11 protein-coding genes are annotated in these 13,101 nt (G+C 69.7%); all 11 read left to right on the forward strand.

What is annotated here, in order from left to right:
• Nucleotides 1-26 precede the first annotated feature (26 nt).
• The 11 genes from CR165_RS14515 to CR165_RS14565 all read left to right on the forward strand — a co-directional run bounded on the left by CR165_RS14515 (nucleotide 27) and on the right by CR165_RS14565 (nucleotide 13,095).
• Nucleotides 27-1,595 carry an ABC transporter substrate-binding protein gene (locus CR165_RS14515; protein ID WP_245906437.1) on the forward strand — a complete coding sequence of 523 codons (1,569 nt, stop codon included), beginning with the start codon at nucleotides 27-29 and terminating at the stop codon, nucleotides 1,593-1,595.
• A gap of 172 nt (nucleotides 1,596-1,767) precedes the next feature.
• Complete coding sequence (locus CR165_RS14520) at nucleotides 1,768-3,372, forward strand: ABC transporter substrate-binding protein (RefSeq protein WP_109517765.1); 1,605 nt, start codon at nucleotides 1,768-1,770, stop codon at nucleotides 3,370-3,372.
• A 9-nt stretch (nucleotides 3,373-3,381) separates the two neighbouring features.
• Entirely contained in the window at nucleotides 3,382-4,323 is a 942-nt protein-coding gene (locus CR165_RS14525; protein WP_109517709.1) for an ABC transporter permease, read from the forward strand.
• Nucleotides 4,320-5,246 (forward strand): ABC transporter permease, encoded by a 927-nt coding sequence (locus tag CR165_RS14530; protein WP_219929758.1) that lies wholly within the window; start codon nucleotides 4,320-4,322, stop codon nucleotides 5,244-5,246. The genes CR165_RS14525 and CR165_RS14530 overlap by 4 nt, the downstream gene beginning before the upstream one ends.
• Before the next feature lie 4 nt (nucleotides 5,247-5,250).
• Nucleotides 5,251-6,243: an ABC transporter ATP-binding protein gene (locus CR165_RS14535; protein ID WP_109517710.1), complete on the forward strand. Its 993-nt coding sequence runs from the start codon at nucleotides 5,251-5,253 to the stop codon at nucleotides 6,241-6,243.
• Entirely contained in the window at nucleotides 6,240-7,334 is a 1,095-nt protein-coding gene (locus CR165_RS14540) for an ABC transporter ATP-binding protein (RefSeq protein ID WP_245906438.1), read from the forward strand. The genes CR165_RS14535 and CR165_RS14540 overlap by 4 nt, the downstream gene beginning before the upstream one ends.
• Before the next feature lie 190 nt (nucleotides 7,335-7,524).
• On the forward strand, nucleotides 7,525-8,025 hold the full coding sequence (locus tag CR165_RS14545) for a (2Fe-2S)-binding protein (RefSeq protein ID WP_109517711.1): 501 nt from the start codon (nucleotides 7,525-7,527) through the stop codon (nucleotides 8,023-8,025).
• 91 nt (nucleotides 8,026-8,116) lie between these two features.
• On the forward strand, nucleotides 8,117-10,522 hold the full coding sequence (locus CR165_RS14550) for a xanthine dehydrogenase family protein molybdopterin-binding subunit (protein WP_109517712.1): 2,406 nt from the start codon (nucleotides 8,117-8,119) through the stop codon (nucleotides 10,520-10,522).
• 13 nt (nucleotides 10,523-10,535) lie between these two features.
• On the forward strand, nucleotides 10,536-11,330 hold the full coding sequence (locus CR165_RS14555) for an FAD binding domain-containing protein (RefSeq protein ID WP_109517713.1): 795 nt from the start codon (nucleotides 10,536-10,538) through the stop codon (nucleotides 11,328-11,330).
• A gap of 98 nt (nucleotides 11,331-11,428) precedes the next feature.
• Nucleotides 11,429-11,824 (forward strand): oxalurate catabolism protein HpxZ, encoded by a 396-nt coding sequence (gene hpxZ / locus CR165_RS14560; protein ID WP_109517714.1) that lies wholly within the window; start codon nucleotides 11,429-11,431, stop codon nucleotides 11,822-11,824.
• An 8-nt stretch (nucleotides 11,825-11,832) separates the two neighbouring features.
• The gene (locus tag CR165_RS14565) at nucleotides 11,833-13,095 is read left to right on the forward strand and encodes an NAD(P)/FAD-dependent oxidoreductase (protein ID WP_109517768.1); all 1,263 of its coding nucleotides are present in this window, start codon (nucleotides 11,833-11,835) and stop codon (nucleotides 13,093-13,095) included.
• Nucleotides 13,096-13,101 lie beyond the last annotated feature (6 nt).

The following is a 13,101-nucleotide window of genomic DNA, read 5'->3' on the forward strand; positions in this document are numbered from 1 at the left end:
CAATGACGGAACTGTCTCGCAGAAACATGCTGGGGGCCGGTGCGGCCCTGGCGGGAGTGGCGCTGGCGCGCCCCGGCCTGGCGCAGGGCGTGGCGGCGCGTACGCTGCGCGTGGTGCCGCAGGCCAACCTCACCAGCCTGGACCCGTTCTGGACCACCGCCGTGGTGACGCTGAACCATGGCTACCTGGTCTATGACACCCTGACCGCCGTCGATTCCCGCAACCAGCCGCGGCCGCAGATGGCGGAAGGCTGGGTGGTGGAGGATGACGGGCGTAGCTGGACCTTCACCCTGCGCCTCGGCCTGAAGTTCCACGACGGCGAGGCGGTGCGGGCGAAGGATTGCGTCGCCTCCATCACCCGCTGGGCGCGGCGCGACGCCTTCGGCCAGGTGCTGTGGATGTCGCTCGACGAGCTCTCCGCGCTCGACGACCGGCGGTTGCGCTTCCGGTTGAAGCAGCCTTTCCCGTATCTTGCCCTCGCCCTGGGCAAGAGCCCGTCCCCCGCCTTCATCATGCCCGAGCGGCTGGGGCAGGTGGACGCCTTCACCCAGATCCGCGAGGCGATCGGCTCCGGCCCCTTCCGCTTCCTGCCGGATGAATGGAACCCGGGGCAGAAATCGGTGTGGGAGAAGTTCGCCGGCTACGTGCCGCGCGACGACGCGCCGGATGGGCTCGCCGGCGCCAAGCGGCCGCTGCTGGACCGCGTGGAATGGACCGTGATCAGCGACCCGGCCGTTGCCTCCAGCGCCATGCTGACCGGCGAGCAGGATTACTGGGAATATCCGCTGCACGACCTGCTGCCGCTCCTGAAGCGCAACCGCGACGTGGTGGTGGAGCAGCGGCTGAGCGAGGGCACCTATGGCTGCCTGCGGCTGAACCACCTGCACCCGCCCTTCGATAATCCTGCCATCCGCCGCGCCGTGGCCATGGCGGTGGACCAGCGTGACTACCTGCGCGCCGTGGCGGGCGAGGCGCCCGAGGCCTGGGGCGAGTGCCCCGGCGTGTTCACCTGCGGCTCGGCGCTGGAGACCGAGCAGGGCAGCGGGATCCTGAAGACGCGCAACCTGGAGCGCGCGCAGGCCGCCCTGAAGGAAGCCGGATATGCCGGCGAGAAGGTGGTGCTGCTAGCGCCAGGCGATTACCCGCAGATCAACGCGCTGTCGCTCGTCACCGCCGACCTGCTGCGGCGGCTCGGCATGAATGTCGAATTTGTTTCAGTGGATTGGGGGACGTTGGTGCAACGGCGCGCGAACCGCGAGCCGGTCGAGAAGGGGGGCTGGAGCGTGTTCCACACCACCTCGCTCGGCACCTCCTTGAACCTTCCGCCGATCCATCTGATGCTCCGTGCCAATGGAAAGGATGCATGGTTCGGCTGGCCGGACGATCCGGAGATCGAGCGGCTGCGCGCCGCGTGGCTCCGCGCGGGCGACCCGGCCGAGGCGAAGCGGATCGGTGATGCGCTGAATGAGCGGGCGATGCAGACCATCCCCTACGTCCCGCTCGGCTATTACTGGCAGCCCTCCGCCTGGCGCCGGACCCTTCGCGGCGTGCAGCGCTCGCCCTCCACCGTGTTCTGGAACATCGAGAAGGCCTAGCCGCGCCGGACCGGCGCGTTCCGGCCCGGATGGCACCGGCTTGGATGGCACCGGCTCGGATGGCACAAAACATGCTGGCCCGCCGCCAGCATCTCCCGGGCACAGGGCCGGGGGTCGGCGGGCCGGCAAACGGCCGGAACGGCCAAATGCTGGAAGACGAAGGATCATGACGATGGAACGCAGGTCTTTCCTGAAGCTCGCGGCGGGGGCGGGCGGCGCCACGGCGCTGGGCGGCGGCCTCGCCGCGCCGGCGCTGGCGCAGGGGGCGGGCGCGCGCACGCTGCGCTTCGTGCCGCAGGCGAATCTCGCCAATTTCGACCCCATTTGGGGCACGCAGTATGTCGTCCGCAACGCCGCCATGCTGGTGTGGGACACGCTCTACGGCTTCGATTCCAAGCTGCAGCCGCAGCGCCAGATGGTGGAGAGCGAGGAGGTCTCGGCCGACGGCCTGACCTGGACCTTCAAGCTGCGCTCCGGCCTGAAGTTCCACGATGGCGAGCCGGTGCTGGCCAAGGACGCGGTGGCGAGCATGGCCCGCTGGGCGGTGCGCGACCCGATGGGGCAGATGATCCGCGCCATCCAGAACGAGCTGGTGGCGGTGGACGACCGCACCTTCCGCTGGTCGTTGAAGCAGCCCTACCCGAAGATGCTGCTGGCGCTGGCGAAGAACAACTCGCCCTGCAGCTTCGTCATGCCCGAGCGCATCGCGAAGACCGATCCGTTCCAGCAGATCACCGAGTATGTCGGCTCCGGCCCCTTCCGCTTCGTGAAGGACGAGTGGGTGCCGGGCGCCAAGGCATCCTTCGCCAAATTCGATGGCTATGTGCCGCGCGAAGAGGCAGCCGACTGGATGGCCGGCGGCAAGCGCGTGATGGTGGACAAGGTGGAGTGGGTCATCATGCCCGATCCGGCCACCGCCTCCTCCGCGCTGCAGAATGGCGAGGTGGACTGGTGGGAGAACCCCATCGCCGACCTGGTGCCGCTGCTGAAGCGCAACCGCAACGTCAATGTCGACATCGCCGATCCGCTGGGCAATGTCGGCAGCTTCCGCATGAACCACCTGCACGCGCCGTTCAACGACCCGCGCGCCCGCCGCGCCGTCATGATGGCGCTGAGCCAGGAGGACTACATGCGCGCGCTCGTGGGCGACAACCCCGAGCTGTGGAAGTCCATGCCGTCCTTCTTCACCCCCGGCACGCCGCTCTACACCGAGGTGGGGGGCGACATCCTGAAGGGCAAGCGCGACTACGAGGGCGCCAAGAAGCTGCTGAAGGAGGCCGGCTATGACGGCCAGCCCATCACCATCCTGGTGGCGCAGGACCAGCCGATCACCAAGGCCTTCGGCGATGTCAGCGCCGACCTGCTGAAGCGGATCGGCATGAATGTCGATTTCGTCGCCACCGACTGGGGCACGGTGGGCAGCCGCCGCGCCATGAAGAACCCGCCCGGCCAGGGTGGCTGGCACATCTTCCACACCTGGCATGCCGGCGCCGACTGCATCAACCCGGCCGCCTACACGGCGATCCGCGCCAATGGCGACGGCGCCTGGTTCGGCTGGCCGAAGAGTGAAGCCATCGAGGCGGCGCGCGATGCGTGGTTCGCCGCCCCCGACATGACCGCGGAGAAGGCCGCGATCGACAAGCTGAACAAGGAAGCCATGGATTTCGGGCTCTACGCCCCGACCGGCTTCTTCCTCTCTTACCAGGCCTGGCGGAAGAACGTGTCCGGCGTCGTGAAGGCGCCGATCCCGTTCTTCTGGGGCGTCACCAAGAGCTGATCGAAAAGCATGTTCGCCTACATCGTCCGACGTGTCCTGGCGACGATCCCCGTGATGGCGATCGTGGCCCTGTTTGTCTTCAGCCTGCTCTACATCGCCCCCGGCGATCCGGCGGCGGTCATCGCGGGTGACCAGGCCACGCCGGCCGATGTGGAGCGGATCCGCGCCAGCCTCGGCCTCGACCGCCCCTTCCTGGTGCGGTTCGGGGAGTGGGTGTTCCGCATCCTGCGGGGCGACCTCGGCGTCTCCATCTTCACCAACCTGCCGGTGACGCGGATGATCGCCCAGCGCATCGAGCCGACGCTCTCGCTGATGGTGGTGACGCTGTTCCTCGCCATCAGCATCGCCGTGCCGATGGGCGTGGTCGCCGCCTGGAAGGCCGGCTCCTGGATCGACCGCGCGGTGATGGCCTTCGCCGTGCTGGGCTTCTCGGTGCCGGTCTTCGTGGTGGGCTACCTGCTGGCCTACTACTTCGCGCTGGAACTGGACTGGTTCCCGGTGCAGGGCTACACCCCCTTCGCGGAGGGGCTGGGGCCGTGGCTGTCCAACCTCGTGCTGCCCTCCGTGGCGCTGGGCGGCGTCTATATCGCGCTGATCGCCCGCATCACCCGCGCCACCATGCTCGAGGTGCTGCAGCAGGACTATATCCGCACGGCGCGCGCCAAGGGCGCGGGGCAGGGCACCATGCTGTTCGTGCACGCCCTGAAGAACGCCGCCGTGCCGATCGTCACGGTCATCGGCATCGGCGTCGCGCTGCTGATCGGCGGCGCGGTGGTGACGGAGAGCGTCTTCGCCATCCCCGGCCTCGGCCGGCTGACGGTGGACGCCATCCTGCGCCGCGACTACCCGGTGATCCAGGGCGTGATCCTGCTGTTCAGCTTCGTCTACGTGCTGGTCAACCTCCTCATTGACCTGAGCTACACCCTGTTCGACCCGAGGATCCGGTATTGAGCACCACCATCCTGCCCCCGGGCGCCGTGTCGCGTCGGGACGTCGCCGCGGCGGCGCCCACGCCGGACGTCATGCAGCCGAAGCAGCCGCGCAAGGGCTTCCTCGGCTACCTGATGCGCCACCCCACCATCGCCTTCGGCGGCGCACTGCTGCTGCTGATGATCGGCGTCGCCGTCTTCGCCCCCTTCCTGTGGACGAAGGACCCGACCGCGCTGGCGCCGGTCATGCGCACGCGCGACCCCTCGGCCGCCCACTGGTTCGGCACCGACATGCTGGGGCGCGACGTCTATTCCCGCGTGCTCTACGGCACCCGCGTCTCGCTGATCGTGGGCTTCGGCGTGGCCTTCTTCGCCTCGGTCATCGGCCTGTTCATCGGCCTCGTCTCCGGCTTCGTCCGCTGGGCCGACAGCATCATCATGCGCGTCATGGACGGGCTGATGTCGATCCCCTCCATCCTGCTCGCCATCGCGCTGATGGCGCTGACGCGCGGCTCGGTCGGCAACGTCATCCTGGCCATCACGGTGGCCGAGATCCCGCGCGTCTCGCGCCTGGTGCGCGGCGTGGTGCTTTCGCTTCGCGAGCAGCCCTATGTGGATGCGGCGGTGGCCTGCGGCACCCGCACGCCGGTCATCATCTGGCGCCACATCCTGCCCAACACCCTGGCGCCGATGACGGTGCAGGCCACCTATATCTGCGCCAGCGCCATGATCACGGAGGCCATCCTCTCCTTCATCGGCGCGGGCACGCCGCCCATCATCCCCTCCTGGGGGAACATCATGGCCGAGGGCCGGGCGCTGTGGCAGGTGAAGCCCTACATCGTGTTCTTCCCCGCCATCTTCCTTTCCATCACCGTGCTGGCGGTGAACCTGCTGGGCGACGGCCTGCGGGATTCGCTCGATCCGCGCGCGGCGAAGCGGGTGTAACGCCATGGCGCTGCTCGAAGTCGAGAACCTCCAGACGCATTTCCGCACCCCCGATGGCGGCGTGAACCGCGCCGTCGACGGGCTCTCCTTCTCGGTGGAGGCGGGCGAGACCGTCGCCATCGTGGGCGAGTCCGGCTGCGGCAAGTCCGTCACCTCCATGTCCATCCTGCGGCTCATCCCCGAGCCGCCGGGCAAGCTCGCCGGCTCCATCCGCTTCGAGGGGCGGGATCTGCTGAAGCTGTCGGAGCGCGAGATGCGCGCCATCCGCGGCAACGAGATCAGCATGATCTTCCAGGAGCCGATGACCTCGCTGAACCCGGTGCTGACCATCGGCCAGCAGATCGGCGAGGCGCTGCGGCTGCATCAGGGGCTCTCCAAGTCCCAGGCCGAGGCCAAGGCGGTGGAGATGCTGACGCTGGTCGGCATCCCGGCGCCCGCCAAGCGGGTGAAGGAATATCCGCACCAGCTCTCGGGCGGCATGCGCCAGCGCGTGATGATCGCCATCGCGCTCGCCTGCAATCCGAAGCTGCTGATCGCCGACGAGCCGACCACCGCGCTCGACGTGACGATCCAGGCGCAGATCCTCGACCTGATGCGCGACCTCAAGCGCACCGTCGGCGCCGCCATCGTGCTGATCACGCACGATCTCGGCGTGGTGGCCGAGGTGGCCGAGCGCGTCATCGTCATGTACGCCGGCCGCAAGGTGGAGGAGGCGCGGGTCGAGGACCTGTTCCGCACGCCCAAGCACCCCTACACCCAGGGCCTGCTCGGCGCCGTGCCCAAGCTCGGCTCCTCGCTCGATGGCACCACCGAGCGCCTGGCCGAGATCCCCGGCCTGGTGCCCAGCCTGAAGCAGAAGATCCAGGGCTGCGTCTTCGCCAGCCGCTGCCCGTACGCCACCGATCTCTGCCGCGAGGTGGCGCCGGCGCTGGAAGAGAAGGCGCCGCGCCATGTCGCCGCCTGCCACTACGCGGTGAAGGAGGCCGTCGCCGCATGAGCATGACCATGGGTACCCACCCCGCCCACGCGAACGCCCACCCGGCTGCCCAGGCGAACGCCCACCGGGGCGCCCGGCCGCTGCTGGAGGTGAACGACCTCAAGAAGCACTTCCCCATCAAGGGCGGCTTCTTCGGCGGCACCACCGGCCAGGTCTATGCCGTGGATGGCGTGACCTTCCACATCGACAAGGGCGAGACGCTCTCGCTGGTGGGCGAATCCGGCTGTGGCAAGTCCACCGTCGGCAAGGCGCTGCTGCGGCTGTTCCCGCCGACGGCCGGGCAGGTGGTGCTGGACGGCCAGCGCATCGACGACCTCAGCGCGGGCAAGCTGCGGCCGCTGCGCCGGCGCATCGGCGTGGTGTTCCAGGACCCCTTCAGCAGCCTCAACCCGCGGATGCGGGTGAAGGACCTGCTGGCCGAGCCGATCCGCAATTTCGGCCTGGCCAAGAACAGCGCCGACCTCGACGAGCGGGTGGCGAAGCTGATGGACACGGTGCGCCTGCCGCGCGACGCCGTGAACCGCTGGCCGCATGAATTCTCGGGCGGGCAGCGGCAGCGCATCTGCATCGCCCGCGCCCTGGCCGGCGAGCCGGACCTGATCGTCTGCGACGAGGCGGTCTCGGCGCTCGACGTCTCGGTGAAGGCGCAGATCGTCAACCTGCTGCAGGACCTGCAGAAGGAGCTCGGCCTGGCGATGCTGTTCATCAGCCACGACCTGGCCATCGTCGAGCACATGACGCACCGCGTGGCGGTGATGTATCTCGGCAAGATCGTCGAGATCGCGCCGCGGCGGGAGCTGTTCGGGGCGCCGAAGCACCCCTACACCGAGGCGCTGCTCTCCGCCGTGCCGGTGCCGGAGCCGGGCGCGGCGCGCGAGCGCATCGTGCTGACGGGCGACGTGCCGAGCCCGATCAACCCGCCCACGGGCTGCCGCTTCCACACCCGCTGCCCCTATGCCTTCGACCGCTGCCGCAGCGACGAGCCCAAGCTGCAGCAGACCACGCCGGGGCAATGGGCCGCCTGCCACCTGCATGATCTGCCGGCGGAGAAGAACCCGCTGGCGCGCGGCGTCTCGGCCACGCTGGCCTGAGGCGCGGGGAAGGGGGCCATGGCCCCCTTTTTCCCGGCCATGAGATGAGAACGATTCTCAATCGCGTCGTGCTGTGCTAAACGTCACGCCCAGGATACATGCGCCCGCTTGACGGGCTGCCCGTGCTTGGATGACCCTTCCCCCAGGGACGCCGCGTCGCGCGGCGCCGTCTGCATGGGGGAGACGCGGCATGCCGCAAGTCACGCTGACCGTGAACGGCAAGAGCCACACCGTTGAAGTGGAAGCCCGCACGCTTCTGGTCGAAGTGCTGCGCGAGAAGCTGCGCCTGACGGGCACGCATGTCGGCTGCGACACCAGCCAGTGTGGCGCCTGCGTGGTGCAGATGGGCGAGGACAGCGTGAAGTCCTGCACCATCCTGGCCGTGCAGGCCGATGGCGCGCAGGTCACCACCATCGAGGGGCTGGCCGCCGCCGATGGCACGCTGCACCCGATGCAGGAGGCCTTCCGCGAGTATCACGCCCTGCAATGCGGCTTCTGCACGCCGGGCATGGTGATGAGCGCCATCGACCTGGTGAAGAAGCACCCGCAGGGCCTCTCCGAGCAGGAGATCCGCGAGGGGCTGGAGGGCAACATCTGCCGTTGCACCGGCTACCACAACATCGTCAAGGCGATCGCCGCCGCCGCCGATGTGATGCAGGGCCGCACGCCGGAGCTGGCGCGCGCCGGCTAGGCCGCGCGCAGCCGCCGCTGACGACGATGACCGGCCACATAAGGCCGGCGCGAGACAGAAGCGTTCCGCACGCCTTTGGGAGGCGAAATCCATGAATGTCACCACCCACCCCTCCGAGGGGATCGGGGCCAGTGTCCGCCGCCGGGAGGATCTGCGCTTCCTCTCCGGCCGCGGGCAGTACACGGACGATCTCAACCGTCCCGGCCAGCTGCATGCCTGGATTCTCCGCAGCCCCTATGCGCATGCGCGGATCGACGGCATCGACACCGCCGCGGCCGCCGCCATGCCGGGCGTGCAGGCCGTCTACACGGCGGCCGACATCGAGGCGGCCGGGCTTGGCGGCATCCCCTGCGGCTGGCAGGTGACGGGCAAGGGCGGCCAGGTGATGGCCGAGCCGATGCACCCGGTCCTCGCCAGCGGCAAGGTGCGCCATGTGGGCGACCCGGTGGCCGTGGTGGTGGCCGAGACCCGCAACCAGGCGCGGGACGCGGCGGAGGCCATCGCCGTCTCCTACACGCCGCTGCCGGCGCTCTCCACCATGGCGGCGGCGCTGGCGCCCGGCGCGCCCCTGCTGCACGACGACGCGCCCGGCAATGTCTGCTTCGACTGGGAGATCGGCGACGCCGCGGCGACCGACGCCGCCTTCGCCACGGCGCACAAGGTGGTCCGCTTCGAGACCACCAACAACCGGCTGGTGCCGAACGCCATGGAGCCGCGCGCGGCCATCGGCGACTACGACCCGCACAGCGGCGAGCACACCCTCTACACCACCAGCCAGAACCCGCATGTCATCCGGCTGCTGATGGGCGCCTTCGTGCTGAAGGTGCCGGAGCACCGGCTGCGCGTGGTGGCGCCCGATGTGGGTGGCGGCTTCGGCAGCAAGATCTACCACTATGCCGAGGAGGCCATCGTCACCTGGTCGGCGGCGCAGCTGAAGCGGCCGGTGAAGTGGACCTGCGAGCGCAGCGAGGCCTTCCTCTCCGACGCGCATGGGCGCGACCACGTCACCACCGCCGAGCTGGCGCTGGACCGGGAGGGGAAGTTCCTCGGCCTGCGCGTCTCGACGCTGGCGAATATGGGCGCCTATCTCTCCACCTTCGCGCCCGCCGTGCCGACCTATCTCTCGGCCACGCTGCTGGCCGGCGTCTACACCACCCCGGCCATCCACGGGCAGGTGAAGGCGGTGTTCACCTCCACCGTGCCGGTCGATGCCTATCGCGGCGCCGGGCGGCCCGAGACGACCTACCTGCTGGAGCGCCTCGTCGACGTCGCGGCGCGCGAGATGGGGATGGACCGCATCGAGATCCGGCGGAAGAACTTCATCCGACCCGACCAGTTCCCGTACCAGACGCCGGTCGCCCTGCAATATGACAGCGGCGACTACGAGGCGACGTTGCGCGAGGCGCTGCGCGGCGCCGACTATGCCGGCTTCGAAGCCCGCCGCGCCGAGGCGAAGGCGCGCGGCAGGCTGCGCGGCATCGGCGTCTCGACTTATCTGGAGGCCTGCGGCATCGCGCCCTCCAAGCTGGTGGGGCAGCTCGGCGCGCGGGCGGGGTTGTACGAGGTGGCCAATATCCGCGTCCATCCCACCGGCAGCGTCTCGGTCTTCACCGGCACGCACAGCCACGGGCAGGGGCATGAGACCACCTTCGCCCAGCTTGTCTCGGAGCAGCTCGGCGTGCCGCTCTCGCAGGTCGAGATCGTGCATGGGGATACCGGCAAGATCCCCTTCGGCATGGGTACCTACGGCTCGCGCAGCCTGGCCGTCGGCGGCAGCGCCATGGTCAAGGCGATGGACAAGATCATCGCCAAGGGCAGGAAGATCGCCGCCCACCTGCTGGAGGCCTCGGTCGAGGATATCGAGTTCAGCAACGGCCAGTTCCGCGTCGCCGGCACCGACCGCGCCAAGGCCTTCGCCGAGATCAGCATGGCGGCCTACGTGCCGCACAACTACCCGATCGAGGAGATCGAGCCCGGGCTGGAGGAGACCGCCTTCTACGACCCGAAGAACTTCACCTATCCCGGCGGCTGCCACATCTGCGAGGTTGAGATCGACCCGGAGACGGGGGAGGTGGCCGTGGTCGCCTTCACCGCCTGCGACGATGTCGGGCGCGTCATCAACCCGATGATCGTCGAAGGGCAGATCCAGGGCGGGCTGGCCCAGGGCATCGGCCAGGCGCTGATCGAGAACACGGTCTACGATGCCGAGGGCCAGCTGCTCTCCGCCAGTTTCAACGACTACGCCATGCCGCGCGCCACGCAGATCCCCTCCTTCGGCGTCTCCACCAGCACCACGCTGTGCACGCACAACCCGCTCGGCGTGAAGGGCTGTGGCGAGGTGGGCGCCATCGGCTCGCCGCCCGCCGTCATCAACGCGGTGGTGGACGCGCTGCGTGATTATGGCGTGACCCATGTCGAGATGCCGGCGACACCGCTGAAGATCTGGTCCATCATCCATGCCAAGGACGGCGCGGCCCTGCCCGCCGCCGCCGAGTAGGGAGCCCCTCGCGATGTATGATTTCGCCTACCACAAGCCGAGCAGCCTCGCGGATGCGGTGAAGCTGCTGGCCGAGGATCCGGATGCCAAGCCGATCTCCGGCGGCATGACCCTGCTGCCGGCGCTCAAGCACCGGTTGAACATGCCGACGGCGCTGATCGACCTCTCCGGCATCGCCGAGCTGCGCGGCATCAAGCGCGAGGGCGATGCCATCGTCATCGGCGCGATGGTCAAGCATTTCGAGGTTGCGACCGACCCGCAGATCATGGCGGCGATCCCGGCGCTGGCGCGCATGGCGGCGACGATCGGCGACACCCAGGTGCGCAACCGCGGCACCATCGGCGGCAGCCTGGCCAACAACGACCCGGCGGCCGACTACCCCGCCGCCGCGCTCGCCCTCGGCGCCACCCTGATCACCGACCGCCGGCAGATCCCGGCCGACGATTTCTTCGTCGGCATGTTCACCACGGCGATGGAGCCGGGCGAGCTGCTCATCGGCGTCTCCTTCCCGATTCCCGAGAAGGCCGGCTACGCCAAGCTGCGCAACCCGGCCAGCCGCTACTCGATGACGGGCGTCTTCGTCGCCAAGGGGCCGAAGGGCGTGGGCGTCGGCGTCAACGGCGCCGCCTCCTGCGCCTTCCGCCAGAAGGAGATGGAAGCCGCACTCGCCGCCAACTGGTCGCCCGAGGCCGTGGCCAATATCCGCCAGCCGGCCAACGACCTGAACAGCGACATCCATGGCAGCGCCGAGTACCGCGCCAACCTGGTGACGGTGATGGCCAAGCGCGCCGTGGCCGACGCCGGCTGAGGCGATTCCGGGCCGGCCCTATGGCCGGCCCCCTTTCGCCCGCGCGCGTGCTGCGGCACGCTGCACCTCCTGGTTCCTGGCAGCGGAGGGGTGCTCGCGTGCAGATCGACGATCCGGCGGTGATTGCGGAAGTCCGGGCGGTGTTCGACCGCTACGAGGACGCGCTGATGAACAACCGCACGGAAATCCTGGACGGCATCTTCTGGGCCGATCCGCGCACCGTGCGCTTCGGCATCGGCGAGATCCTCTACGGGCACGACGCCATCCGCGCCTTCCGCGCCTCGGTGAAGGCCTATGCGCAGCGGGTGCAGCGGACGGTGCACATCGTCGCCTTCGGGCAGGATTTCGCCGCCACCCATCTGGAATATGAGCGCGTCGGCACTGGCCTGATCGGGCGGGAGACCAAGATCATGGCGCGGCTGCCGGAAGGCTGGCGCGTCGTCTCCGCCCATGTCTCGCTGCTCGGGCGCGACGCCGCGCTGCAATCGCGGTGAGCGGCGCCATGCGGGGCCATGCCGCGATCATCGGCGCCGGGATCGTCGGCGCCGCCACCGCGCTGGCGCTGCGGCGCGAGGGCTGGGATGTCACCCTCATCGATCCTGGCGAGCCGGGCGGCGAGCAGGCGGCGAGCTATGGCAACGGCGCCTGGCTCTCGCCGCAATCCGTCATCCCGCCCGCCATGCCGGGGACATGGAAGAAGGTGCCGGGCTTCCTGCGCGATCCGCTGGGGCCGCTGGCCATCCGCTGGGGCTACCTGCCGCGCGTGGCGCCCTGGCTGCTGCGCTATCTCTGGGCCGGCTGGACCGAGGCCAAGGTGCTGCGCACCGCGCGGGCGCTGAAGCCGCTGCTCGACGGCGCGCCCGCGCTGCACCAGGCGCTGGCCGAGGAGGCCGGGGTGCCGGAGCTGATCCACCGCACCGGGCTGATGTACATCTATCCCAGCCGCGCCGCCTTCGAGGCGGAGGCGATGGCCTGGCGCATCCGCGCCGAGGTCGGCCTCGCCTGGCGCGAGGTGGGGGAGGAGGAGCTGCGCCAGCGCGAGCCCACCCTCGACCGCCGCTACACTTTCGGCATCCTGGCCGAGCAGGGTGGCCACTGCGCCGACCCCGGCGCCTATGTGGCGGCGCTGGTGGCGCTGGCCGAGCGGGAAGGGGTGCGCCGCGCGCGCAGCGCCGCCACCGGCTTCCGCGTCGAGGGCGGAAGGCTGCGCGCGGTGACGACGCAGGGCGGCGAGATCGCCGCCGACCGGGCGGTGATCGCCGCCGGTGCCCATTCCAGGGTGCTGGCCGCCGCCGCCGGCAGCCGCGTGCCGTTGCAGACCGAGCGCGGCTACCACGCGGTGATCGCGAATCCCGAGACGGGGCCACGCATTCCGCTGATGCCGTCGGACGGCAAGATGGCCATCACCATGACCCGCGCGGGGCTGCGCGTCGCCGGGCAGGTGGAGATCGCCGCGCTCGACGCGGCGCCCAACTGGAAGCGCGCCGAGATCCTGCGCGACCACCTGCTGCGCTGCTTCCCCGGTCTGCCGCGCGACCTGCCGGCGGAGCGGGTGAAGGTCTGGATGGGCAACCGTCCCAGCATGCCGGACGGCCTGCCCTGCATCGGCCCGGCGCGGAATTCGGGCGATATCGTGCTGGCCTTCGGGCATGGCCATGTGGGGCTGGTGGCCGGCCCGCGCACGGCCGCGCTGGTGGCCGCGCTGCTGGCCGGCCGGCGCCCGGATATTGCGCTGGAACCCTACGATCCACGGCGATTCGACTAGCAATCG

Origin of the sequence: Teichococcus aestuarii, from assembly GCF_003116135.1 — a bacterium.
Taxonomy (GTDB): Bacteria; Pseudomonadota; Alphaproteobacteria; order Acetobacterales; family Acetobacteraceae; genus Pseudoroseomonas; species Pseudoroseomonas aestuarii.

What these genes read in the sequence shown, in the direction of transcription:
- CR165_RS14515 (WP_245906437.1), top strand. Translation starts at nt 27, where the DNA reads ATGCTGGGGGCCGGTGCGGCCCTGGCGGGAGTGGCGCTGGCGCGCCCC.
- CR165_RS14520 (WP_109517765.1), top strand. Translation starts at nt 1,768, where the DNA reads ATGGAACGCAGGTCTTTCCTGAAGCTCGCGGCGGGGGCGGGCGGCGCC.
- CR165_RS14525 (WP_109517709.1), top strand. Translation starts at nt 3,382, where the DNA reads ATGTTCGCCTACATCGTCCGACGTGTCCTGGCGACGATCCCCGTGATG.
- CR165_RS14535 (WP_109517710.1), top strand. Translation starts at nt 5,251, where the DNA reads ATGGCGCTGCTCGAAGTCGAGAACCTCCAGACGCATTTCCGCACCCCC.
- CR165_RS14540 (WP_245906438.1), top strand. Translation starts at nt 6,240, where the DNA reads ATGAGCATGACCATGGGTACCCACCCCGCCCACGCGAACGCCCACCCG.
- CR165_RS14545 (WP_109517711.1), top strand. Translation starts at nt 7,525, where the DNA reads ATGCCGCAAGTCACGCTGACCGTGAACGGCAAGAGCCACACCGTTGAA.
- CR165_RS14550 (WP_109517712.1), top strand. Translation starts at nt 8,117, where the DNA reads ATGAATGTCACCACCCACCCCTCCGAGGGGATCGGGGCCAGTGTCCGC.
- CR165_RS14555 (WP_109517713.1), top strand. Translation starts at nt 10,536, where the DNA reads ATGTATGATTTCGCCTACCACAAGCCGAGCAGCCTCGCGGATGCGGTG.
- CR165_RS14565 (WP_109517768.1), top strand. Translation starts at nt 11,833, where the DNA reads ATGCGGGGCCATGCCGCGATCATCGGCGCCGGGATCGTCGGCGCCGCC.